18 protein-coding genes are annotated in these 25,730 nt (G+C 47.7%); 2 read left to right on the forward strand and 16 right to left on the reverse strand.

The window, feature by feature from the left end; translation table 11 throughout:
• Window positions 1-8: 8 nt before the first annotated feature.
• The 7 genes from CS562_RS28065 to CS562_RS28095 form a co-directional block, all read right to left on the reverse strand.
• Complete coding sequence (locus CS562_RS28065; RefSeq protein WP_099858870.1) at window positions 9-2,294, reverse strand: preprotein translocase subunit SecA; 2,286 nt, start codon at window positions 2,292-2,294, stop codon at window positions 9-11.
• Window positions 2,295-2,480: 186 nt separating this feature from the next.
• Window positions 2,481-4,784, reverse strand: coding sequence for a copper amine oxidase N-terminal domain-containing protein (locus CS562_RS28070; RefSeq protein ID WP_099858871.1), 2,304 nt, complete (start codon window positions 4,782-4,784; stop codon window positions 2,481-2,483).
• Window positions 4,785-5,215: 431 nt separating this feature from the next.
• Window positions 5,216-5,962, reverse strand: coding sequence for a GntR family transcriptional regulator (locus CS562_RS28075; RefSeq protein ID WP_175381052.1), 747 nt, complete (start codon window positions 5,960-5,962; stop codon window positions 5,216-5,218).
• Window positions 5,949-6,962 carry a sugar kinase gene (locus tag CS562_RS28080; protein WP_099858872.1) on the reverse strand — a complete coding sequence of 338 codons (1,014 nt, stop codon included), beginning with the start codon at window positions 6,960-6,962 and terminating at the stop codon, window positions 5,949-5,951. The genes CS562_RS28075 and CS562_RS28080 overlap by 14 nt, the downstream gene beginning before the upstream one ends.
• Window positions 6,955-7,710: a 2-dehydro-3-deoxy-phosphogluconate aldolase gene (gene dagF / locus CS562_RS28085; RefSeq protein ID WP_099858873.1), complete on the reverse strand. Its 756-nt coding sequence runs from the start codon at window positions 7,708-7,710 to the stop codon at window positions 6,955-6,957. The genes CS562_RS28080 and dagF overlap by 8 nt, the downstream gene beginning before the upstream one ends.
• The gene (locus CS562_RS28090; protein ID WP_099858874.1) at window positions 7,703-8,815 is read right to left on the reverse strand and encodes a DgaE family pyridoxal phosphate-dependent ammonia lyase; all 1,113 of its coding nucleotides are present in this window, start codon (window positions 8,813-8,815) and stop codon (window positions 7,703-7,705) included. Before CS562_RS28090 ends, dagF begins: the two co-directional genes overlap by 8 nt.
• A complete protein-coding gene (locus CS562_RS28095; RefSeq protein WP_099858942.1) occupies window positions 8,793-9,902 on the reverse strand; it encodes an amidohydrolase/deacetylase family metallohydrolase in 1,110 nt (369 codons plus the stop codon). Before CS562_RS28095 ends, CS562_RS28090 begins: the two co-directional genes overlap by 23 nt.
• Window positions 9,903-10,120: 218 nt before the next feature.
• On the opposite strand from CS562_RS28095, the gene CS562_RS28100 reads away from it, so the two are divergent.
• Entirely contained in the window at window positions 10,121-12,490 is a 2,370-nt protein-coding gene (locus CS562_RS28100) for a helix-turn-helix domain-containing protein (protein WP_099858875.1), read from the forward strand.
• A gap of 24 nt (window positions 12,491-12,514) precedes the next feature.
• Here CS562_RS28100 and CS562_RS28105 read toward each other — a convergent pair whose 3' ends face one another.
• From CS562_RS28105 to CS562_RS28120, 4 genes are all read right to left on the reverse strand, one after another.
• Complete coding sequence (locus CS562_RS28105) at window positions 12,515-13,531, reverse strand: glycoside hydrolase family 130 protein (RefSeq protein WP_076291371.1); 1,017 nt, start codon at window positions 13,529-13,531, stop codon at window positions 12,515-12,517.
• Between the two features lie 116 nt (window positions 13,532-13,647).
• A complete protein-coding gene (locus CS562_RS28110) occupies window positions 13,648-15,258 on the reverse strand; it encodes an extracellular solute-binding protein (protein ID WP_099858876.1) in 1,611 nt (536 codons plus the stop codon).
• 37 nt (window positions 15,259-15,295) lie between these two features.
• Window positions 15,296-16,207: a carbohydrate ABC transporter permease gene (locus CS562_RS28115; protein ID WP_099858877.1), complete on the reverse strand. Its 912-nt coding sequence runs from the start codon at window positions 16,205-16,207 to the stop codon at window positions 15,296-15,298.
• Window positions 16,208-16,223: 16 nt separating this feature from the next.
• On the reverse strand, window positions 16,224-17,174 hold the full coding sequence (locus tag CS562_RS28120; RefSeq protein WP_076291373.1) for an ABC transporter permease: 951 nt from the start codon (window positions 17,172-17,174) through the stop codon (window positions 16,224-16,226).
• Between the two features lie 392 nt (window positions 17,175-17,566).
• Between CS562_RS28120 and CS562_RS28125 the strand changes: the two genes are divergently transcribed.
• Entirely contained in the window at window positions 17,567-18,847 is a 1,281-nt protein-coding gene (locus tag CS562_RS28125; RefSeq protein WP_099858878.1) for a glycoside hydrolase family 125 protein, read from the forward strand.
• A gap of 161 nt (window positions 18,848-19,008) precedes the next feature.
• On the opposite strand, the gene CS562_RS28130 is transcribed toward CS562_RS28125, so the two are convergent.
• From CS562_RS28130 to CS562_RS28150, 5 genes are all read right to left on the reverse strand, one after another.
• Entirely contained in the window at window positions 19,009-20,523 is a 1,515-nt protein-coding gene (locus CS562_RS28130; protein WP_099858879.1) for an ABC transporter substrate-binding protein, read from the reverse strand.
• A gap of 7 nt (window positions 20,524-20,530) precedes the next feature.
• The gene (locus tag CS562_RS28135; RefSeq protein ID WP_076291376.1) at window positions 20,531-21,292 is read right to left on the reverse strand and encodes a response regulator transcription factor; all 762 of its coding nucleotides are present in this window, start codon (window positions 21,290-21,292) and stop codon (window positions 20,531-20,533) included.
• 3 nt (window positions 21,293-21,295) lie between these two features.
• Window positions 21,296-23,023, reverse strand: coding sequence for a sensor histidine kinase (locus CS562_RS28140; protein WP_099858880.1), 1,728 nt, complete (start codon window positions 23,021-23,023; stop codon window positions 21,296-21,298).
• Window positions 23,024-23,197: 174 nt separating this feature from the next.
• Window positions 23,198-24,703: an ABC transporter substrate-binding protein gene (locus tag CS562_RS28145; protein ID WP_257219629.1), complete on the reverse strand. Its 1,506-nt coding sequence runs from the start codon at window positions 24,701-24,703 to the stop codon at window positions 23,198-23,200.
• An 83-nt stretch (window positions 24,704-24,786) separates the two neighbouring features.
• On the reverse strand, window positions 24,787-25,716 hold the full coding sequence (locus CS562_RS28150) for a carbohydrate ABC transporter permease (protein WP_099858881.1): 930 nt from the start codon (window positions 25,714-25,716) through the stop codon (window positions 24,787-24,789).
• Window positions 25,717-25,730 lie beyond the last annotated feature (14 nt).

The following is a 25,730-nucleotide window of genomic DNA, read 5'->3' on the forward strand; positions in this document are numbered from 1 at the left end:
TCCCATCACTATTTTGACATCCTATATACTGGCCTCAGTAACAGCTTCAAAATCTTACTGCCCCAAAAAGCAAATACCGTCGTTCCGGTCCATGAGCTGCGCTTATCTTGGCTATATTGATCGTTGATCATATAAGTCCGAGTCGAAATAGGACTCTTCAGACCGAACTGTTCCCATTTCTCCGGATCATTCGAACCTCCAAGTTTTCTAAGCATATTCGCCGACTCATGATCTATTTTAGCCGGAATTTGCTCGAATGCTTGGGTGATTTGCGTATGAAACTCGTCGATCGGGTTGCGACTGGTAATGCTCTGGAGATGGATGCTTTCGCGAATGTAAGAAACGTATGCCAGATGGTCAGCCCAGAACTCGTCGATATAAAAAAGCCGTACCCGCTGCTCCGATGGACTCATCGGTCTCTCGCCTTTCAATATTCCGAGCCGTTCTTCGTATAGGATTCGCCTCTGATCCTCCACCATATCCGAATAACAGTTCAATTCCCGCTGAATATCGAAGTTTTGACCGATGATAACGCGCTGAATATGCTCGATTTTGCTGCGGAGCGCCGGATCATCAAGAACTTCTTCCTGCCTGGGAGTGCGAAAAAGTCTATGAATGCCGAAGCGAAGCATCAACTCGTCTTCCAAACTTATATAAAATACGGAAGCTCCCGGGTCGCCTTGGCGGCCGGAACGCCCGCGCAGCTGGTTATCAATCCGCATGCTTTCGTTTACATGTGTACCTATTACGTATAATCCGCCCAGCTTGGCAACCAGCTCTGCCTGAGCAGGATTGCCGCCGCCGAGACGAATGTCGACACCCCGCCCTGCCATATTCGTAGATACCGTTACGGCTCCGATTTCTCCCGCTTTGGCGATGATTTCGGCTTCTTTTGCATCGTTTTTCGCATTGAGAACCTGGCAAGGTACGCCGGCAAGCGCAAGCGCCTCTGCCAACATGTCAGACTCCTCGACGCTTGACGTACCAATAAGAATGGGGCGTCCACCCCTATGGACAGAAGAGATTTCTTGTATAAGCGCCTTATATTTGGCTTCATTATGGGTGTAAATCCGATGCTGGTGGTCGATCCGTATGTTTGGGTGGTTCGGAGGAATTTGCACGACCTGCAGCGCATAGATATCCTCGAATTCCATTGCTGAAGCGTGCGCCGTAGCCGTCATTCCGCAAATTCCCGAATACAGGCTAATGAAATGTTGAATCGTGATCGTGCCGAGAATTCTCCCGCCGGCCTTCCACTGTAACCCTTCTTTGGCCACAAGGGCAGCTTGCAACCCGTCCGGCAAATACCTGTTTTCGGCCACACGACCTGTATGTTCTTCGATTAGCTCAATTACACCGTCCCGGACGATATAATCGACGTCTTTTTTTAATAACGATTCCACATGCAGCGCACAATTTAATGACGTTAACATATGACTATTATGGTTATCGTACAAATTGCCACATCCCAGCAGCAACTCCGCTTTCGCAGCACCCGCATCATTCAAATAAACGTTCCGCTGGAACTCGTCAAAATCGTAATGCTCTGCTGGCTGCAGCTGCCGGGCCACTTCTGCGAAAAGAACGCCATCACTCTTGGAAGCGCTCGAATCGCCACTAATGACTAGCGGCACCCGCGCTTCATCAAGAAGCAATGAATCTGCTTCGTCGACGATGACGTAGTGGAAAGGACGGTGTACGGTATCAGCTTCATTTAATGCGATTGTGTCACGCAAATAATCGAATCCTGCTTCTTTAGCCGTAACATAGGTTATATCCTTGGCGTAAGCTTCCCGTTTTTCGAGCAAACTCATGCCCGCTTGAACCGAGCTTACCGTTAACCCGAGGAAATGGTAGATCGGACCCATCCACTCTGCATCTCGATTTGCCAAGTAGTCGTTAAATGTGAGTACATGAACGCCTTCGCCGGTCAACGCGTTGAGATAAGCAGGCATAACAGCAGAGAGTGTTTTTCCTTCACCGGTATGCTGTTCGATCAAAAATCTCTCGTGCAAAGCGATAGCAGCCATAATCTGGACATCGTAAGGCTGTAATCCGAGTGTCCTCTTCGCAGCCTCGCAGACTAATGCATAAGCATCAACAAGCAGTTCATTCAAAGGTGTGCCTGATCTTGCTTCTTCTCGCAGCCGAAGGGATTCAGCTAGTAGCCGCTGATCGTCCCAAGCTTCCAAATTCCGTTTCCTGATAAGTTCCACTTTGTCTCGATAATCTTTCAACAAACGCCGGGTATCACGCTCTTTGAATTCACGTATCAACTTGACGACTACATTCATCGGAATTTGATTCCTCCTCAGTAGAAATAAGCGGTTTTAAATATGGCTTTTTAAGCAGCATCTATTCCGTATATCCTCATATCCCCAGTGAAAAGAAAAGACTCCTTATGGAGTCTTCTTTCGATAGTTAATTTAATACGCCAACCCAATCATTCATTCCCGCTCTAGCTTTGAGAGAGAACTATATCACTTCTCCGATGGGAGCGGTGTAAAGAGCAGATTGACCGGCAGGTTGCTTCCTGGCGCGGCAGAGAAAAGAATCGTAACGCTCTCTCCATATGCCCCTGTACGGTAAAGAACGCTTTGTTCACTTGAATTGGCAACCGCAACGTTACCTTCGGCAATCGATACCAACTGATTGTTCACCAGAGCTACTCCGGAATACTTCCCTCCACGAGGGTTAAAGGAGATAAGCGTACGCGGTGCAACATTGGTCAGCGTGATTTTGTATAATACGCCGAAATTACCCGCATTGGATGCGTCTGTGTAAGCCATCGGATCTGTTCCTACCAGATTGGGATCGCTTGAATTGTCACCAAGTGGCAGACGGGCAGGTTTGATTCCCACGTGCTCATCGTACTTTATAATGCGAGTCGCATTCGGGTACGTACCACGGTTGTGCACTCCGTCACGATCAAGCACAGGTAGTAATGGCAGAGCCTCGAACGGATCTTTATTTTCTTCCACCAGAATAACGTTATAGTCTAAGGAATAATCACTATAAGCGTCCGAATAGAGAGAGATGACTTGTCCTTCTTTCATCGGCGTTTTATTAAGTTCTGTCAAAATCAATTTGCTTTCCCCAGGTTGAAGGTACTCTTTCTTTTGATCCGCTCCGGTCTGAATCGACTTGAACCATTTATCAATAGACAATTTCCCAGCTACGGTAGCATACGGTGTAGGCCCAGCAAAGCCCATATTTTGTTGTTCGAATACTGCCGGATTGGGGTTGTTATTGGTTGCAATCACATACATTTTCACTCTTTTACCTGTATTGTTTACGTGGTGAATCATGAAACGCGTCTGCCCCGAAGATGATTCTTTATACACGATGCCTTCCGTATTAACCGTTTCAGGACTGTTGCTGCGGATCAACAGACTTGGCTCATCCGTGTACGTATAAGGCACTTTTTCCATGGAAGTTACTTCGCCACCGTTAAAGGTAAATTTCTGTCCTACCGGCGTGAAGAGCAAATTGAAATCGGAAAATGAATATAATGTCTCATTGGTTATGGTTATAACTTTGGAGTAAGTGTCCGTTGCGCCGTGATTGTCAGTAACGGTGAGTGTCACCGTTTTGGGACCAGGTTCAAAAAAGGCCAGCGAATTGTTCTCCCATACCGTTTTTTCAATCCTGTTTTCATCATCTGTACTTTGATCGATGTATGTTATTTTTTCACCCATTTTATATTGTTCCTTGTCTGTGGTGAACATGGCTACAGGAGGAAGATTAGGACTCAAAACTTGAATCGTCATCGAATAGGGATCGCTCCATTGGCCGTTGGAATCCTGTACTTGATATGAAATCGTATATGTACCCGCTTGAACAAACGATTCCTGACGACCTGTCCAGCGTTCGTCTAGGATATCCAATCCATTTGGAGAACTGGAAGAAGTCACATAGTCCACCTTATCGCCCGCAAAAATTTCCTTTTGGGAAATCACAAAGCTTGCAATGGGTTTAGTATTCAGATTCAGCACAACCGTTTTAGCAGACTGATTCACTTTATAGGTGATGTTCAGAGCTTGAGTGATGGAAGTTAAAGGCACCATGAACGTATTTTTTTGCTGATAAGCAGGGCCTTTCATCGTTCTGGACTCACCATTTACGGTATAGACCGTGCTGTTGGTTTTGAATCGGAGCTCATTATCACCACTGATGATGATGGTTTCCTTGGTTTTGTTATCGTATTTGACCCCGTACCCTACACGGTCGACCAGTGCACGGATCGCAACATAAGATACGCCGTTCTTTACAGTCATTGGCTGGCCAGCAAGATACGTTTTCCCATCCTGCTCCATTTTGTTGCTATTCATGTACAACGTCAGATCGCCGCCTGCTGCTACGGCAGAATTTCCATCAACGGATGGTTGCTCTATTTGAGCAGGGGTAGATGGCGTTTCAACATCCTCAGTGGATCCTTCCTGAATTGTAGTAGACCCTGTACTCGTTTCGTTTGTAGTCGTCTCTCCCCCATCTATGGCGGGTTTCTCGATATCTGTTTTAGGCGTTACCTCAGTGCCTGTCAAAGTTCCGGTTTCTTTTCCTTTAGTGGACGGAGTACTGCTGGATGCGTTGCTGCTACCCGTTTTCACTTCACTCTCTGCAATCGGCTGCTCTTTCTTCAGCACCTCAACCGATTCTACTTTTGCTGTATTAACTGACGCTGTATCATCTTGCGACTCTGACTGCGCACTCACAGAACCGACTGCAAATGCTTGTAAAACGGCTAAAGCGGTAAAAATGGACAATTTCTTCTTCAGATTCATGCTTTGTCTTTGGCTCCTTCTGCTCCCAAGTAATGTTTACACTCTCAAAAAGTCATAGTATTAGACGCTAGTTTCAGGGAAAAGTTTCTAGTAAATTTGTAAATTGTGGATTCAGTGCATCTATTTTTCAAAGAAAATGTTATTCATTCACATATGTATGCTGTCACAGGAATAGTTCTATTGTTTTGTTGATGATTTTTTTTAATCTAAAGAGCACCAAGCATGTCATATCAAAACGTATTACAGAACAAAAGCTTTTACCGATAAAACAAAAAAACCACGGTATTCCGTGGTTTAACTTCTGGTATGAGCTTCAATTCAGACTACCCTTCATTTCCCTAAGTTCTCAGCCGTTTGCAACGCCTCGCCTACAAGCCGTCCCTCAAACTACACCGCTGCTTCCGAACTTTCCGGTTACTGTTTAAGAGACTTCAAGTGTCGTAATTGACCAGATAATGATGAAGCTCTGTGTTATAGCAGCCAATACTGTGCTCAATAAGTCTTCCTTCTCCGTCGAAGGAGTTACGCAGGCGCTTGAGTACATGCGTCCCTGGTGGAATCTCCAGCAACTGACACACCTCAGGGGGTGCCGTCTCTACATAGAAACGGTCTCTGAAGTTTTCCAGCGCAATGTCGTTCTCCTCCAGTGAGTCATACAGCGACTGAATGTTTGTGACCATTTCTGCTGTACCTCCACCGGGCAATGCAACTGCAGCCAAGAAGTGTATCAGATGAATATAAGGCTGTCCATTCAAAATGTAGAGCCGTTCAATTCGCTGACAATACGGCCCATAGCGGTCATAGTCTTCCGTTCCGGCTTCATTCGCAATTAACCGGGATTCCAGCTGTTTCTTTTCCAGCTTGTGGCCCTCTTCTACGAGCAGCTCCGTAAACCGTTTGCCCTTAGAGAGCTTCTGATGGGAGGTATTGCGCATGACAATCGTTCCGATACCGCTTTTCTTCTGCACATAACCTTCTTGGGACAGCTCTTGAACAGCGCCGCGGACCGTCATTTTACTGACACCGAATTCCTTCTCCAGCTGCGGTTCGGAGGGGATGATGCTCCCTAAAGGATACACGCCATGCAAAATCCGGTCTTTGAGAATTTTCTGGATTTGCTGATATAAAGGACCTTGCTTTCGTTTCAAAGACACTCGTTGTTCACTACCTTTCAACATCTAAGGTATGGTCCGACAGCGCCCGGAGCACCTCGCTCTCGGTAAAAAGCGCTGTATCACCCTGAGTGGTATGGGCGAGCATCGCTGCTGCCGCTGCCATATTAACCGTCTGCTGCTGCGGATATTGTTGCAATTCCCCATGAATGACGGCGCTGGCAAAGGCATCGCCGGCACCGATCCGGTCATACACCGGGAAAGTCAGCTTGCGAGAAAATAGAAACGTACCATGCTGATAAATATATCCTGTCAGGGAATGCGTATGGTCAGCGTTAATTTCACGGTGGGTTCCCGCTGCCGTTCCGATTTCGAAGCGCTCAACCACTTCGGGAATCGCGTGCTTCAACTGTGTCATTCTATCATATTCTCCGGTTCCAAATCCAAGGATAAACTGTGCGTCCTTCTCATTCATTAGCACCAGGTCCGTCAGCTCCAGCAGTTGCTCATAATGTGGGCGGGCCTTGGCATAGCCATCCGCTCCCCATAACGCAGGACGGTAATTGCAGTCAAAAACAACTTTTCCCCCGGCACTCTTCACTTCCGCAGCAAGCCGTTTCATTTGCTTGCGAACGCCTTCATTCATAGCCAGCGTAATACCGCATAAATGAAGAACGTCGATCCGGGAGGCAAGAGCAACCATATCGTAATTACCTGCTTCCGCGGTATTGAAACTGCTGCCGAGTCGATCTGTGTAAGTGACTCTGCCGGGGCGGGCTCCAAAGCCATTCTCCAGAAAGTACATCCCCAGCTGCTTACCTCCCCGGCAAATTAGTGATGTATCCACCCCAAGTTTGCGCAGATAAGCAATTGCCGCTTCGCCTACTGGTGTTTCCGGCAAAGTGGTAATAAGAGCACCGTTATGACCGTACCCAGCCAGCGCTGCCGTTACATTAACCCCGCTGCCGGAAAAAGAATAATCCAGCGTATTGCTCTGGACAAGCGTTCCATGGCCCGGGACCTGCAACCGCATCATCACTTCACCAAAAGCCGCAATCCTAGGCATACCGATCCACCAGCGATTTCATCGTTTCAAGCAGTTTGACGACATCCTGGACATTCGTACTTCCCGTCTGCGGATCAATAATAGATGAATACACATGCGGGATAACCTGGGGCACCCCAGCTTGAAGTGCAATCTCCAAAATGGGTCCAAAGTTTTCCAGGTCGATTCCACCCGTAGGCTCCAGAGCAAACCCGGATTCCCCGCAGGCCTTGGCAACTGCACGGTACTCCTCTTCCAATTTCAACCCCTGCATTGGATAATATTTCAACGCATTGCCGCCCATGTCACGAACCAGCGCGATGGCAGCATGTACCGGAATAATAGCATGCGGAGTCGTACCTGAACTGACGGGGCCGGTTGAAATATTTACGTAGCCTGGCTGTCCGCAAGGGGAGACCAAACTGTTAATCCAGCTATCCTTGGCGCCCAGATTAGCGCGGGTTGTCCCGACTGCTGGAAACACCTGATTGATATGGCTTCCAGGATAGCTTGAGGCAATCTCCGCAACCACTGCAGCTTGTCGATTATCTCCGGCACCCAATCCGATAGATACAGCGTCCTCAATCGTCTGACCGTACTGGATCATCGCGGCTGCCGCTTCCGATGCCGTCGCGTAATTCTTCGAGAGCACGCCTACCAAAACATATCCTTCCGCTGCCTCGTACACTTCCTTCGCGTTCTCAATACTGCTGGCCAGTACATTAAGAGCGGCTCTGTTTTTATATAAACGCTGCTGAATATTACTCATTCTTGTTTCCCCCCACGATTTCATGTATTCTGCTGACGATGACTTGAAGATCATCACCTTGAAGCGATCTTGGATCAATATCGAAATACCCCTGCTTAACCCCATAGTCCCTTGTATATATCGCAATTACGCCTTTACGTAGCAGATCATTGACATGCCTCGCATCCACTCCTGCAACAGATGAATCAATCTGGATGCGCCCACGGAAAATCGCTCTTCCCGCTTCATCCTGCACGATGTGGATCGAAACTCCAGGAAGCCCGGCAAGCGGCTGAAGAGCCTCCAGCGCCTGCCTCTCCCGTTCGCTGTTGTCGGCTTTGTCCTGATATTCCTCCAAAGCCTGAAGCAGCCCGAAGGTGGTCTCTTTGCCGACCTTCATGCTGCGGCCGATCCCGTGCAGCTGTACCTTTAGCCACTCGACATATTTCATTTTGCCGGCGACAATGCCGGCGGTAGGGCCTTCAATAGCTTTTGACCCGCTGTAGATCGCCAGATCCGAGTACTGGACATATTTGCGCAGATCCTCTTCCGCTGCCGCATCGACGATCAGTGGCATCCCTCTGCGCACAGCAACATCCCACGCCTCCTCTACAGAAATCATGTTCTTCTGGACGGCGTGATGGGATTTGACATAAAGGATGGCTGCGGTGCGTTCACCAATTGCCTGTTCAATATGCTCTTTGCGACCTTCATTGGCATATCCAACTTCTACCACCCTGCCTCCGCCAAGGAATACCATGGTTTCAACGGGCGCTCCATACTGCACGTTATGGCCCTTCAGCATAATAATCTCATTCTTCAGTACCGGCTCCTGATGCAGCCGAAGGCTGAGTCGCGGATCTCCAGAAGTCACAAACGCTGCCACCGACAGTGCAATGCCGCTGGATGCTGAGTTCACGACAACCGCCCCTTCCGAACCAAGCTGCCGTGCAATATATTCTCCAGATTTGTCCACAAGATCCGCAATTTCCACGTAACTCTGTCCGCCCTGCTTCATTGCCTCCATGACCGAATCTGTTGGTGCGGAAACACCAAGGATGCTCATTCTTCCACTGGCATTAATAACACGTTTCAATCCATATCTAGCCTGTAATGAATGATCCATTAGTAAAAACTCCTTTAGCCTCAATATAATACTGCGCGACCCGAACATCACCTTCCGAGTCCTTAAGCAGCTTCTCACCTGCTTCCAGTGCAAACAAAGTCAAGTTGGCTTGCTGTCCCACCTTTATCTGTCCGAGCTCCGGTTTGCCGAGCCACTCCGCTGCGCTGACTGTAACAGCTTGGATGACCTCTTCCAGGCTATAGCCGAGAATCAAAAATTTCGTCAGCACATTTGACATACTGTACACCGGTCCGTTCAGACGGTTGCCCCGGTAGATATCCGTGCTGATGGTATTCAGCGCAATGCCTGCCGCCTTGGCCTGTTCTGCAATCTGGAAGGAGAAGCTCGCCGTGCCATGCCCCACATCCAGATGAACTCCTTGGGCAACTGCATCCAGCAACCCTTGCAGGGGTGTTCCGTCCGCTTGGAACAGATTGTTGGACTTGCCGTTAAGGTAATGGGTAATTACATCGCCCGGTTGCAGCAGCTCCAGAACCTCGGATATCGCGGGTGGAGCGGAGCCGATATGCACCATAAGCGGAAGCTTCGTTTCTTCCGACAGTGTGCGTGCCAGCTTGAGCGGCTGTATACCGCTATCTTTGACAACACTCTGGCTGATACGGGCTTTCAGACCGACGATGAATTCCGGATAGGTCGCTACCGCCTCCAGAACCTTGTCTTGATCAATCCATTCCAGCTGAGACAGTTCATCTGTCCGTTCGAGCCCTATTCTTGAAATATTCAATAGAGCAAACACCTCGGTATCAGCCTTCAGACTCGCGGTATACAAAGCTCCGATTCGGTCTGCACCACAGCTTCCGGCATCCACCAGTGTTGTTACGCCCTGCTTTACACCAATTTCGTCGATATCATCGCCATAGGGATCAAGCTCCGGTACAGCATGCACATGCAGATCAATCCATCCGCTGGACACATATAACCCGGAACAGTCTAGCCCGCTCTCTCCTTCCGCCTGAGATGCAGGTGTAATGGCGGTGATAATCCCATCCTGAATGGCTATATCCATGATTCGCCCATCCACAAGCTGCAAATTGCGCAGCACATGCTCTGTGCCCACTCTTCCCATCTCCTTCATCAACCCCGGTATAAAGAAAAATTCAAAAAATGATTAATCTCCTGAAAGCAATACATCCCTAAATTTAATAATAATCTTGGATAGCTGCTCCACTTTAAAGATTATAATGTTATAATGTTTATATTAGCACAGGTGTAATCTAGAAGAGAACAGTGATTTATAATCCCAAGATTTATCATCCGAATATCTAACTCTGGAGGGACTGCTTTATGGCAAATCCGGCACCCAAGCCATCCTTGCTCAATAGGTTCAAGCTCAGCTGGAATCATTTCAAATCAAAACTTCTGCTGAAATATGCATTTTCCTACATCCTAATATTTCTTATCCCTCTAACTGGTGTAACCATTTTCGTTTATGAGAACGCTGTCAAGGGCCTGCGTGTCGAAATTGAACAATCCAATGTCAATCAGCTCAATCAAGTGAAGAGCACCATAGATAGTCGTATGAAAGAGCTCCAGGAACTAGCGGGCAGAATCGCCTATGACAGGCATTTGACCCCCTATATGGTTCGGCATCCTTACTACGGTCTGGAGGCGATTCAGACGCTGGCGAATTACAAGGCCAGCAGTAACATAGCAGAGGATCTGCTTCTCTATTTTCATGGCGATTCCAACATCTATTCATACCGCGGTCTGGCTAATCTTCATGTCACCTTTGATTCCTTCTATCAATTCGAGCGCTGGACCTCAGAAGAATTGCGACGGGATTTGAATGAAACTCGGCAGCCTTTGGTACGTCCCGCCGAGAATGTGACGGTCAATTCCCGAATGGATCCGATGCTCGTCATGCTCGTACCCATCAAACCGAATGACCCGTTTCCGTACGGGACTGTTCTCTATTTAATGAAAGAATCCAATCTTACCGGGGTCATGGATTCGATTTTGAGTGATTTCTCCGGTAGCAGCTATATTTTTGGTCCCTCCGGAGAGGTGTTAACAGCGAACAATAATGGCGTCAGCCTTCCCCAGGAGGAACTTAAAAATTTATCCGCACTTGAGCCAGGTACTCATAATCTGGAGCTGGACGGGGAACCATACTCCGTCGTTTCCGTAAAATCTGAAGAAAATGGCTGGACCTATGTGACAACGATGCCAAGCTTCCAGTTCTTCAGTCGTGTCGCCCATGTCCAGACCCTGATTCTGATCGTCTTCTGTATAACAGTCATTACCGGCATAGCTGCCGCACTGCTGCTGGCCAAACGGCAGTACCATCCAATTAGGGATCTAATGGAATTTGCGAAGCTGAGAGGAAGTGGCAATGACGCTCCCAAGCTCCGCAATGAATGGGAATGGATTCGGCAGACTCTCCACGATTACAGTGCCAGAATTGATCTTCAGGAACCCTTCGTCCGTAATCAGTGCATGCTGCTGCTGCTCAAGCATGGCAAACCGGATGATCCTGAAATTGAGCAGATGATTCTCAGCGCAGGTTTCAAGCATCCTCAGGGAAAAGGCCTCTATTTCTCGGCGATCCTGTCCTGGGATGAAACTGTGCCAGGTGACAAGTCCTGGCAGGAACGCCATCTGTTGCAGGAAATACTGAGCAATGTATGTCTGTCTGGTCCCGATGCACAGATCTTCGGTGTGGAATTCGCGGTCAAGGACCAGTTTGCTCTGATTATTTCACTTCCTGACGATACGGACTTACCGGTTCAAAGCCGTATGGAGCAGGTTATTGAAGCCATTCTAGAGGTAATCCGCAAACACTCGCAGCTGTCTCTAAGTATCGGTGTTGGCATGGCCTACCGGGACCTGGCTCTCCTTAATCAATCTTTCATCGAAGCCGCTGCAGCTTTGGAGCACCGAATGATCCGGCGTAGCGGACAGGTATCCTACTTCGAGCAGCTCGTAGAGCTAGTCCCTTCCGCTGCCCAGAGCTTCTGGATTCCACGTAAATCCATGCTGAAGCTGGAGCAGAGCCTGAAGCAAGGCAATGAATCGGTTGCTGCCCAGATGATTACTGATACCATTGATAAAATCAAAGATGAGCCGCTGCAGGTTCATCTGCTGCGCTGCATCTGCTTCGATTTGCTGAACGCTTTTCTGCGCACAGCCTCCGAGTTTGGCATGCATGAAGTGTTCGCCAATATGCCGGAATTGACCTCCTTTGAGACCCTCGAAGAGCTTGAGAACCGTCTGCTCTCTCTAGCCTCTGCTATTTGCGCGCAGGTCGAACAAAATACGGAGACAAGCGAGCCTTCATTAATGGATGACATTCTGGCTTATGTGGACAAGCAGTTCGCAGACTACACCCTCAGCCTGGAGCATGTGGCGCTTAAGTTTGCCATTTCAACCTCTTATCTAAGCCGTAGCTTCAAAGATAAGACCGGCAGCAATTTCTCACAATATATCTGGCAGCGACGTATGGATGAGGTCATCCGGCTACTACAAAGCACTAATGCACCGCTCAAAGAAATTATTGAGCAGGTCGGTTATTTGGATGCGCCTAATTTCATTCGCAAGTTCAAAAAAGAAACCGGTCTGACGCCGGGGCAGTACCGCAAGGAACATGCCTTGAAGGGGGCTGCTGCGAAAAGACCGGTTAACTTGGCGGACCTTCCGCCCTTTCAGAAAAGCTAAACTTTCACTTTATAGGTTGTTCTGCTACTGCGCTTCCTGGAGAATATGCTCCACCAGCTCATTCAAAGGAACCGTTGCGAGCGCAATCGCTGTATCCGTTACCCCGTAATAGATATAGAGCAGTCCGTCTTTGACCACATTTCCGGTAGGGAAGATGACATTCGGAATCTGGAACCCGAACTTCTCATAGTACGTCTCCGGCTCCATAATAAAATTAGCTGTCCGGGCAATGATTTTCTCTGGCTGCTCCAAATCCAGCAGCATCGCTCCCACACGGTAGACAATATCCTCATCAACACCGTGATAGAGCACCAGCCAGCCCTTGTCCGTGCGTACCGGTGGCGTAGAACCTCCGATCTTCCGCGATTCCCAGGACAGGCTTCCGGCGGTGGCGAGCAGTTTGGGCTCTTCCCAGTTCACAAGATCCTCGGAGTAGGTAATCCACATGGCCGCATTATCCGTTCCATAGTCTTCTCCCACGTATTCCTCGGGGCGGCGCAGCAGCACGAATTTGCCGCCTATTTTCTCGGGGAACAGAATGTTGTCCCTGTCATTGATATCAAGTGGTGTCGTGTCCGCCACAAACTCCCAATCCAATAGATTATCCGACTTCAGAATAGAGGACCGGGTCAGCCAATGCCCCTCTTCTTCCCCCCACCCATCCGGATATTCGGGAATAGAGCGCAAGGGGACACCTGCCCCTGTAGGATAATAGCTCATTGCACAGGGGCGCAGGGCGTAGTTCAGATAGAAAGTCCCGTCAATTTTGACAATCCGCGGGTCCTGCACACTGCCATAAGGGAACCCCAGCATATCTGGCGTCACAATCGGCTCATCCCTCACATGGGTAAAGTTTACGCCATCTTCGCTCTCAAGCAGACCAAGATAATTCTTACATGGCGTCAGGGAACCTGCGGTGCGCTCAATCATATAAAATTTGCCGTTATCAATGATGACTGCAGGGTTGAAAACCGTAACCTTGCGCCATTCATATCCTCCCGGGACAACAATAGGATTATCCGGATGTCTCGTGATTTGCATATTTATTCCTCCTGCAATTCATGTTCATGGTATAGTTTGCTCGTCTGGACTTCATAGGGTTTAAAAGAAAAACTGATCACTCCGCCGAAAATCTTCACGGAACCGCATTGGCATGATTAGTTGGATTTCCACCGGTCATAGGCAGCCTGGTTGATTTCAGCTACACGCTCTCCACCCATTTTCTTGACGGTCGCCACATAATTATCCCAACCCGTAAGCGGCTCGGCACCCGTGATGAACTTCGCTTCCATCTGATTCACATATGTTCTCAAATCAGAATTGAGGCTGCTGATTTCGGTCTGCTCTTCCACGGTGAAGAACAAGGTCGGGTATGGAATTCGTGCGCCTTTATCAAGAAGCTTCTGCTGGGTTTCCTGCTCTACCCAGAGGTCAAAGTCTGTCTTCAGCCCCTTACTAATATCATCCATGGACAGGGTTGGAGCTGGAATGCCGTAGTTGGGCGTCAGAGTTGCCCGGTAATCTTCCATTTCCTTGCCGTCCGGTACAGGCAAGTACTTCTTGACCCGATTCTCTTTGTCGGTGTATTCCCAGAGAATTCCCTCAGGCCCTTTATTGAAGAACATCGCCCCTTCATAAGAATAGAGATAATCCACCCAGCGCATAGACGCTTCCGGAGTGGGATTACTTTCCGTGATGGCAAATGCACCAGTTGTGATTCCTCTGTTCTTTGCAATCGCAGGAGCAGCAATGGATTCGCTGCGTACAGGCGCAAACATCGGATCTGCCGTCGAAGGCTCTCCGCCCTTGGACATGTAGGCATGCCAGTCTGAGAAGAGGGCAACTTGATTATTCTGCGTTTTGGCCTTCTTCTGCTCTGCCGTCTGCGAGAAGCTCTCGTGATCCAACAGGTCTTCGGACCACAGGCGGTTCATATAGGTCAAATATTCCTTATAACCTTCTTCAAGCGGTGTATAATGCACCTTGTCCGCATCGTCCACGTAAATTTCTTCTTCATAAATACCGAAGGCGCCAAGCAGCCAGGTACGGATATCGCGGAGGTTCGCAGCGGGTGTTGTCACTGAGGAAATCGGAATTTCATCGGCTTTGCCATTGCCGTTTGGATCTTCCTCCTTCACACGTTTCAGGTAGGTATACAGCTCTTCCGTCGTTTCGGGAAGCTTGTCGATATTCAGCGCCTTCAGGAAATCCCCGTTATACCACATCGGATTGCGGTACCAGTGCTGGCTAAGTTCTACTACCGGCAAGGAATAGATATGCCCGTCCGGTGCTGTAATTGATTTGCGGACATCCGGATTCTCCTCCAGCAGTGCCTTGAAATTGGGAGCGTATTCTTCAATTAGATCCTCCAGGGGTATGATGATACCCTGCTCTCCATAATTCATCTGCTCTGCGGTCGTCAGACCGGCAGCATAAAGAATATCCGGGTAATCCCCGCTGGCGAGCACCAAATTCTTCTTGGTCTCGAAGCTGTCCTTCGGTGCATTCTTGTATTCCAGCTTAATGCCGGTCTTCTCCTGCATCTGCTGGAGCACCGCCATCTTCTCCCAGTTCTGAATTCCTACATCCGGCGCCATAAGCGTCAAAGTAACGGATTCATTGACTATTGGGAAACCTTCTTTATTAACAGCGACCTCGCCGGTACTGTTATTCGCTGCACCTTCATTTGAATTGCTGCAGCTTGCCAGCAGTGTAAGAACTAGAGCCGAAGAAAGCAGAAGCTTCCATGGTTTGCGTGTAATCTGCATGAATAATTCCTCCCTTGTTATACAAACATTCTATTGTTTAGCCTTTAACAGAGCCGATCATGACCCCCTGGACAAAGTAACGCTGCAGGAACGGATAAACTGCAACGATGGGCAGTGTGGAGACAACTATAACTCCATATTTGATCAACGATGCCGTTTCCGCCTTATTATTCATAGCGCTCGCCACCTCGCCATTAATCGAAGCGCCCGTGGTTTCGGCCGACATTTCCTGAAGGACAAGAATCTGGCGCAGAACCATCTGCAGCGGATACTTGGCTTCATCATTTAAATAGATCAGGGACGGGAAGTAGCTGTTCCAATGGCTTACTCCATAGAACAGGGCCATAACGGCCACAATCGGTGCCGACAGCGGCAAAATAATGCGTATAAACAGCTTTAAATTCGTACAACCGTCAATATGCGCCGCTTCCTGCAGTTCTTTTGGGATGGTCGTCTGAAAAAAGGTGCGGGCTACGACAATATTCCAAACCGAAGCGGCCACTGGCAGGATCAATGCCCACATACTATTAATGAGACCAAGATTCTTGACCAACAGATACGTCGGCACAATTCCGCCGCTGAAGAACATCGTGAACAGAATGAGGCCCATAAACAACTGGCGCCCGACAAAATCAGATCTGCTTAGGGCATACGAGGCCGGCAGAGTAACGGCCAGATTGACCAGAGTTCCCACTACAGTGTAAATAATCGTGTTCCAGTAACCATTCCATATCTTCGGGTTCTCAAATACAAGCTTGTAGCCGTCCAGTGTCACATTCTTCGGAAACAACCACATTGCTCCCGAATTGACGTCCTGCGGAGAACTGATTGAAGCGCTGAGAATATAGATTAGCGGATAGAGAACTACAAGCAGTGCAAGGCCCAAATAGATATAGGTGCTAATCAGAAACAGCTTGTCCCCCCTGGATTCTTTCATGGCAGTAACCACTGACTTCAACTCCTTTCTACCAGAGGCTATTCTCACTGGTTCGTTTGGCGATCTGGTTGACAGTAACAAGCAAAATAACGTTGACTACCGAGTTAAACAATCCTACAGCCGTTGAGAAGCTGTACTGGGCGTTCACTAGGCCCGCGCGGTATACATAGGTGGAAATTACATCGGAAGCCTCCATATTGAGCGAATTCTGCAGCAACAGAATCTTCTCGAAGCCAAGGCCCAGTATATTACCCATATTCAAGATCAGCATGATCGTTATCGTGGGCACGATCGTCGGCAGATTGATATGCAGCATCCGTTTAAACCGGCTAGCTCCATCCATAATGGCCGCTTCATGCAGCTGGGGATCTACGCCTGACAGAGCCGCGAGATAAATAATAGTTCCCCACCCGGTGCTCTGCCAGACGCCCGAGAAGACATACACTGTCTTAAACCAGGCCGGATCAGTCAGAAACGCCGCTGGTTGTAGGCCCAGGAACTCAATGAACCGGACAATCATTCCACTCGAGGGTGATAAAAAAGTAATGATCATGCCTGCCATAACAACTACAGAAATGAAATGCGGCGCATAAGTTACTGTCTGAACCGACTTCTTGAACGGGCCGTTGCGGACTTCATTGAAAGCCAGCGCCAGAATGATCGGAAGCGGAAAACCGATAGCAAGTTCATAGAAACTGATGCTGAACGTGTTCCATAGCAGATCCCAGAAAAAATAGGAATTGAAAAACCGTTCAAAATGGTCAAAACCGACCCATTCGCTGCCCGTAATTCCTTTCGAAGGTACGAAATTCTTAAAAGCGATCTGAATACCGTACATCGGACCGTAATGAAAAACGAGGAAATACAATAACACGGGAAGCATGAACAGATAGAGCTCCCAATTTTTCCAGATTCTTTTGCCAAGGGATTTGTTCTTTACTGAAGGATTCACGGATACTGGTGCATAACTCCCCTTCATTCTCCCACTCCTCTCTAAGTTGTTTTTCGTTACATGAAATCATATAGCTGATTCGCATTCTTGCTCATCCAATCTTGCGAACGCTTACAATTCGAAGTGTAGTGAAACAAAGTTGACACCGTAAATATGTAGGTTCTGCATTGTCATGTTAAGAGAGTGTAAAACCGCGTTGCTGTGGTATTTTCCGGCCTGCCTTGAAGTGAATATTTTCAGACGAAGCATCGCTGCAAATATGTGAATTATGAACCTCTTATCACACTTCATATGTGACATATTGTGTTCATTGGGAAGGTATGCAAACATTTGCTACGAATGCCAACCCAATTAAGATTTTGTTCTGCTGTAGTACAATCCTACAATCTTAATCTTAACTTTACAGGAGGAGTTAGACTATGAACATGCCAGCTTCCATAACTACGTATCTTACTGAAGCCAATGAACGGCTCGCGCATCATCCGAAATTGCAGCAACTGTTCCGCAACTGCTTTCCGAATACGCTGGAAACAACAACCAAGCTGCTTGAAGACGGTACCACCTTTGTATTTACCGGGGATATCCCGGCCATGTGGCTGCGTGATTCTACGGAGCAAGTGCGCCATTATATCCCTTTTGCTAAACATGACCCTGCGCTGCAGCGGATTCTCCGCGGCCTGATCGCCCGCCAGATGTTCTATGTCAATATTGATCCGTACACCAATGCCTTCAACGAAACGGCAAGTGACAAACATTACCGAGCTACGGATGACTGCAATCTAAACCCTTGGATGTGGGAGCGCAAATACGAGTTGGACTCCCTCTGCTTCGTTGTACAGCTGGCTTATATGTACTGGAAGGAAGCGGAGCAGACTGATATCTTTGATACTGCCTGCTACCAAGCGCTGACTTCTATCGTGAACGTTATCGAAACAGAGCAGTACCACGGGGAGAAATCTCCGTACCATTTCATCCGGGAGACACTTCAGGATACGGAAACTTTGCACAATAACGGACGCGGCATGCCTGTCAATTACACCGGCATGAGCTGGTCAGGCTTCCGTCCGAGCGATGACAGCTGTGAGTTCGGCTACAATATTCCGTCCAATATGTTCGCTGTAGTGATTCTGGACTATATTCGCGAGATCGCAAGCGTAATCTATAAGGACGAAAGACTGGCGGCCCAGGCAGCAAAGCTGCGCAAGGAAATCAACTTCGGCATCCAGAAGTATGGAATTGTGAATCATCCAAAATACGGCCGAATTTACGCCTACGAAACGGATGGATACGGTAATTATTCTTTGATGGACGATGCAGGTACACCAGGACTGATATCTATTCCTTATATTGGTTATGTGGGTGTGGAGGATGAAATTTATCAGAACACCCGCCGCTTTGCCCTAAGCTTCGACAACCCCTTCTATTTCGAGGGTAAACATGCCAGAGGCATCGGTAGTCCACATACCCCGGGAGGTTATGTGTGGCATATGGCATTGTCCATGCAGGCGCTGACAGCAGATAACGATGAGGAGATCAAAAAATTAATTGATATGCTTGTTCAGACCGATGCGGACACCGGATATATGCATGAAGGCTTTCACCCGGATGATCCCGCCGACTTTTCACGTGAATGGTTCGCCTGGTCCAACAGTTTGTTTGCTACACTGATCGGCAAAGCCATGGACAAAGGAATTGTCTAAGCTTATCTAAACCTTACACTTTTAAATGACAGTATAGGAAAACCCTATCGTATTCCACCTATTGACGAACCGGCTGTGCCATCCAGTTTAGAAGGAAGGCACAGCCGGTTATTAGGGATTAGTGAAATTAGGAAAACTTTCGGGTATTCGGTAACTCCCCTTTATGGATGGTCAACACGCCAAGCGTCGAGCTGCCGTTGTATTTCTACCCGCACCTCGTCCAGACCCGCCTGCTTCAGCTCCTCGTTGAATTTGGGCAGTACCCTCTCCACATTCACACTGCCAGTCATCAAGCTCGGATAGTACTTTTCCCAAACCATTTTTATAAGGTTGACCTGAATGGACATACGGGTCAAATTCGGCGTGAATCCGAGTAAGTTCGATTTGACGTATTCTGCGTTTGCTGCTCGGAACTGATCCCACTTATCCAACGGATCGGGAAATTTTCCGCCGATCGTTTTGAGAATGAACCAGTTTCCTTGCGTATACTGCACACCTTCATAGCCAACTGCTGAGACTGGATCGTCGTCGCTGTCTCCGGAAGATTTCAGCAGCACCTGTCCGTTCTTGTCCAACGTATAATGAACACCTTCAATACCGTAATTAAACAGATTGCGGATTTCCGGGTCCGTGTTGAGCAAATTTAAAAACTTTACACTTTCAACGGGGTGCGCTGACTTTGCGTTTATTGCCATAATTCCGCCGCGAACGGATTCCGTCGTGATCAAAGGCGGGGTCACGGGATGAGCAACAACCTTGTAGCCGCGATCTTTGCTCCAGCTATTTTCCGAAAGGGGGCCTCCTCCCGCAGCTTTCCAGAAAACCCGTTCTTCGCGTTTGAGATTTTGGCTCTCCCGCAGGGCGGCGTCTTCATTGATGTAACCCTTGACGTAATAGCTGCGGAGTGTATCCAGCACCTGCCTTGCTTCCTCGGTCTCAAATATATTGAATACTTGCGCATCTGGATCCAGAGAACGCACCATCAGTGGTAGCGGTTTATCCAGCACATATTCGTAACCGTACATGGCGAAGAAGTTCTGGGAATCCTTGTCCAGCTCCATCAACTGATAGGAAGGTTCCTTTTCCTTGATCATTTGGAACAGAGGATCCAAAGACTCCAGGGAATTGTATTTTGTAATGTCGATGTCATACTTTTGGACAAGCGTCTCCGGATACATCCATTGCATGCGGACGGCAAGCTCCTTATTCGTAGGCACACCGTAGATGCCGCCGTCTTCCATGCGAACGCCCTGCCATAGAACGGGGTCGATCGTGTCGTACATATCCTTGCCGAAGCTGGATAAGTAGCTGTCCAGTCTCAGCCATGCTCCTCGCTGAACATAGCTTGAGTAATCTGTGGTAAAAGCAATATCAAAAGGAGTTCCCGTCGAAATTAGCGTATTGATCCGGTCATTGTACTCCTGCCACCCAACCTTAATATATGTAATAGTGATTCCGATTTTTTGGGCCAACACTTCATTGATTTTAGCGTTTACCATCTTCAGATCCTGGTCAGGATTGCCAAGCGTATAATAAATCAGATTCACTGTGTTGATACTTCTGTCGAATTCCTCGTTCTTCCCGGATATTGATATACACCCCGACAGAGGCAGCGTCATCATCGCTGTAATCAGGACAGACTTGATCAATGTGTTCCAGATAGATGAATGTATCATTTCTGGACTACTCCTTTCTCCGCATATCTGAAGGCGATTTGCTGAAGTAGGCTTGGAAATGCGTGTAAAAATAGTTTAGATTAGCGTAACCGACGGAGAGTGCAATTGTCGATATCTTCTCGTCTGTAGCCTGAATACGCTCTCGTGCACATAACATTCGGTAAACCATAAGATACTCCGAAAATTTCATCTTTGTTTCCTTAAGAAACATCTGTCCAAGATAGGTTCCGTTCATCCGAAAACGACTGGCCAACACTTTGAGATTGATATTTTGATCGTATTCAGCCTTAACCATCAGCAGAATGCGGTTGGTTAGCTTGGATAAGCTGTCGTAGCGCACTTCCAATATGGGGTCTATGTCACGGCAGTTCGGATTTCTTCCCTCCAGCGTACCGTTCAAATTTTCGACAATAACTCGTTCAATCAGAGCTTGAAGCTTTGCTCGCTCAACGGGCTTGAGTAGATAATCCTTAACCCCACAATGAATAGCCTCCAGGGCGTACTCGAACTCACCATAACCGCTCATCATAATATAGGTCGTCGGGAGCCCTAGCTCATTAAGCTTGTGAATGGCGTTATAGCCACGCTCCTTGCCGATGCAAACGTCAAAAATTGCGAGGTCCGGCCAAAACTCCACAGCCTTTGTTAGCGCATCCCCATAGGTTTCGCTGGTCTCAATCTGTCTGAAGCCAAGCATTTCCCAGTCCAGCGTTCGCTTGATTCCCTCCAGGATTAGTGGCTCGTCATCAACGATCAGAAGTTTGTACATACATTACGCCTCCTTCGCTATGGTTAAGGTAACTTTGACACCAGCTTCCACATTATTTTCAATTTGCATGGTAAAGCCTTTCCCATAGAAAAAATGAAGCCGTGTATACACGTTGCGCAGGCCAATGCTCTCCGATACCGAGTCTCCTATAAAAGACAGATTGCGGCGGATATCAGCCAATCGATCTTCCGAGATCGAGTTCCCGTTGTCTACAATCTCCAATACGTATGAGTGGTTATTTTCAATGCCATTCACAACAAGCAGATTAAATTCATGGTCCGAATGGAAGCCGTGAACAAAAAAATTCTCGGCGAGCGGCTGCATCCAGAATTTAACGGTAGGCAGAGACAGTAGTCCCTGGTCCACATTGATTTGATAATAGAATCTGTCCGGATATTTAAATTCCATGATCTTTAAGTATTTTTCAAGCAAAGCCAGCTCACTGCCCAACAGAATAATATCTTCGTTCTTCACGATTGCACGATATAACGAGCCTAGGGTAGCTACCGCTTCAGCCGTATCAACTGCGCGGCCGGCCAGCGCAAACGATCGGATAATTTCAAGTGTATTGTACAAAAAATGAGGGTTAATTTGATTTTGAAGCGCTTTCATTTCTGTTTCCTTCTGTTTCAGTTTCAGCAAATATTCGGTTCGAATGTGTTGGTTAAGCTGACGCGTCATATCGTCGAGTTCCCTCGCGATCATTCCGTACTCATTCTTCCGATATCGGGTCGGACTGATTGGCGTAAAATTGGCGGATTTTACACGTTGGATGGAATATATAATCCGTTGCAGAAAACCTGCATCTTCACGAAGATTGTATCCGATTAATAGGAGAAAACTGACCATAGCTGCCAAAAAGATTAAGAACACGGTAATTAGCATGCTGGCTTTTTGCCGGAAAAGCACTGCCATGTCTACAACACTTATAAATTGGTAGTCGTAAGCATTGGACGAATGAATCACATAAAACACGCGGTCCAGCCTGCCTAACTGCATAAAGCCCTTGCTACGTTCGTGCAATGCAACCTGTCTGAATAATTCCTGGTTGACTCTGCCTCCAGCGTCCATGAGATAGACATCCCCAGCCGTGCTGACGACTCCGTTTTCAATCCACCGATTGTTCTGCACGCCTTTGAATAATACATCGCTGCTGACCAAAAAACGAAACTCACCGAGCTGGCGTGAGATTTGATTTTCGTCCAGCAGCTGCTTGCGGATGACGAATCCTCTTTGGATTGTCTCTCGAAATATATCATCCGTGTTCGGCAGATTAAACAAAAAGCTCATCGCGCCGTTACTGGCAAAACGCACTACGTTGCCTCGTTCCTCAGTATGTAGACTTACCTGGATGATATCTTCCTGCCCGCTGCCGAGAAAAGCTTTCACGTCTTCTGGAAACGAAGCGAGAGGCTGATCATAGCGGCTGTTCTGGAGTCTTCCCGTCAGATAGCCTTCCGCACTATTGGCGAGAAAAAAACGAACGTCTGCCACCAGACCGTTATTAGAGTAAACTCGCTGTAAATAGGCTTCAATCCGCTCAGCATCGTTTTGAAGAATGCTTTCAACCCGGGAGAATGCATCTGCCGCTTGATTCTGAGCATTCTCTAACCACTGCTGCAGCAAGACAAGCGTGGTCAACACGCTTAAAATCAGACCCATGAATAACGTGAAAATCGCGTAAGCAATAAATTTGCGGCGGTAGATTTTGATTTGAAAGAAGGAAAACATGCAGCTCTCCTTAGCAGTTGGATTATATTGAGACTTATAGTTTTAACATATAGCTATTTGTCGGACAAATCAATCCGTTATAAGCTTAAATTAAACACAAATGTCTCCAATAAGATTGGAAAACCCGAACGGCCACAACGGCTCCGTTCGGGTTATTGTCGCAAGTCTCAAGAATTATGATTTAAAATATGCGTTGATCTGTTCTTGGGCGGCTTCCATAATCTTATCCAAGCCAGCTTTCTTCAACTCTTCTACAATTTGCGGTATCTTCTGCTCTGGATCGGATGCGCCAGTGATCAACTCATAATTGTATTTGTTCCATACAGCCTTCACATTGGCTACTTCAGTGCCGAGTTCGCTAATATCCAGTGCAAAGCCAAGGATCGAAGATGAAGTGGCTGCTTCATTCAGTTTGCGGACCTGATCCCACTGATCTTCAGGTGCGCCTTTTGTGACAGCCATGTTGAAAAACGTTCCTTGCGTATAGGCCGCCAATGGCCACGAATCCGTTTTCCGTTCAACTGTATTGTCGTTTACATAATCGAAATCGACACCCTCTTCGCCATAGGCGAGCATATTGCGCAGCTTGGAGTCGGTGTTTACCAGTTCCAGATATTTAAGCGCTTCTTCCTTGTACTTGGAGTTGGCAGAAATTGCGTTCATGGATCCCTGGATTGTGCTGGTTGTATAGATCGGACCCAGAATTTGAACCATGTCGTATTTATCAATACCCGCGGAGATCTGCCAATTCACTTCTGCACCAGGGAACGCCTGCGCACTGAAGAACGGGCGATAAGGGTCAGCCTCGATCTTGGTCGGCGCATCCGGATTGATAATACCGTCCTTATACCATTGATGCATGAGCTTCAGCTTTTCCTGTATATCCGGTTGTTCCAGAACAGAAACGACTGTGCGGGATTCATCTTCGGCCTTGACGCCAATCGGCTGAAAGCCGAGAGTCATATCGTCATAGTCATTAAAGAAACCGTTAATGCCCTCTCCCTGAGTCAAAGACAGTGGATAGTACCCTTTGCCTTCACCAGCCTTGATCTCACGGAATGGCTTGTCCAGATCCTGTAGTGTCTTGATGCTGCCGAGGTCGACATTGTACTTTTGAACGAGCGCATCGTCAAACACCCAGTACTGGGTTAATGAAGAATCCTTATACGTTGGAACAGCGTAAATCTTGCCACCAACTTTCGTACCATCCCACACCAATTCTGGGATGTAGCTGTGCAATTCCGGCACCGTGCTTGGCACAAGGTCGGTAATATCCGTGAAAGCACCCATGTTGACCTGTTGACTGTATTTTCCGTTATTCGTAAACATAATGTCGAAAGCTTCACCGGAGTTTACAATCGTATTGATCTTAGTGTCCCAATCGCCCCAACTGGCAACGCGGAGATCGATTTTTACACCAATCTTCTCTGCCGTATATTCGTTTATCTTCTCAATTGCCTTATCAAAATTGGCTGGCACTTGTCCGCCAATCGTCCACCAGACCAGCGTAGGTACCTCGCCGGAACCTTCGCCTGCATTCGATCCTGAGTTTTCCGATGGCGTGTTGTTTGACGCGTTATTGTTGTCTGAACCGGAACAGCCTGTTAAACCAAAGATAGCCAGCGTTACCACTCCAATCAAAAGCGGAGCTTTCATCCATGCTTTAAACCTTGTCCTCATTCCTCTATTCCCTCCCTTAAGTTAACACGCACTGATCCTGTACAAAATTATGATAAACCTGAAATTTCCAGATTTATTTCGATTTATCCCTTAACTGCACCGACCGTCAAACCGGAGATAAAGTATTTCTGGAAGAACGGGTAAGCCAGAGCAACGGGCAGTACAATAATGATCGCAACAGCCATACGTGCCGATTCTTTGGGCATCGTGGCGACAAGCTCAGCATAGCTTATGCCCATCGTCGAAGCGTTTTTAGCCAGCGCATCAACGTTGCTCATCAGGCTGTTCAGTAGTGCCTGCAGCGAATACAAGCTTTGGTCGTCAATATACAACATCGATTGAAACCAGTCATTCCAGTACGAGAAGCAGAGAAACAGTCCAATCGTCGCTAGAACAGGCAGTGAGATCGGGAGCACGATTGTGAAGAAGATGCGGAATTGACCTGCTCCGTCGATTTCAGCCGATTCGATCAGCCCATCCGGAATGGTCGTCTTGAAAAAAGTTTTGCAGATGATGACATTAAAGGAGGACACGGCTAAGGGTAGAATCAGCGCCCAGATTGTGTTGCTTAATCCCAACATCGTCGAATTGATGTAATAGCTGGAGACAAGACCGCCGTTAAAAACCATTGGGATGAATACAATCCATGTCAGCAGTCCTTTTAGTTTGAATTGGGGACGGGACAATGCATAACCCATCGAAGTGGTGAGCAGTACGCCGATCAGCGTGCCTACTACCGTAACGAATACGGAGACTCCGAGTGCACGTATAATCATCGAGCCCTGCTTAACGATATAGTTGTAGGACTCAGCCGAGAATGCCGACGGTAGGAGTTGGTAACCGGTCTCTCGAATCGAAGCCTCACTTGACAGTGAAATGGACAGTACCACGACGATAGGGACTACACACAGCAAGGCTAAAATGATAAAGATCAAGTGAAACAAAATGTTCGTTCCTTTGCCAACGCGGTTAAACTTTTCAAGACCGGAATCGTAGCTTGATTGTGTTGACATCTTCCTGCCTCCTC

Origin of the sequence: Paenibacillus sp. LK1, assembly GCF_002750415.1 — a bacterium.
In the GTDB taxonomy this organism is placed as follows: Bacteria; Bacillota; Bacilli; order Paenibacillales; family Paenibacillaceae; genus Paenibacillus; species Paenibacillus taichungensis.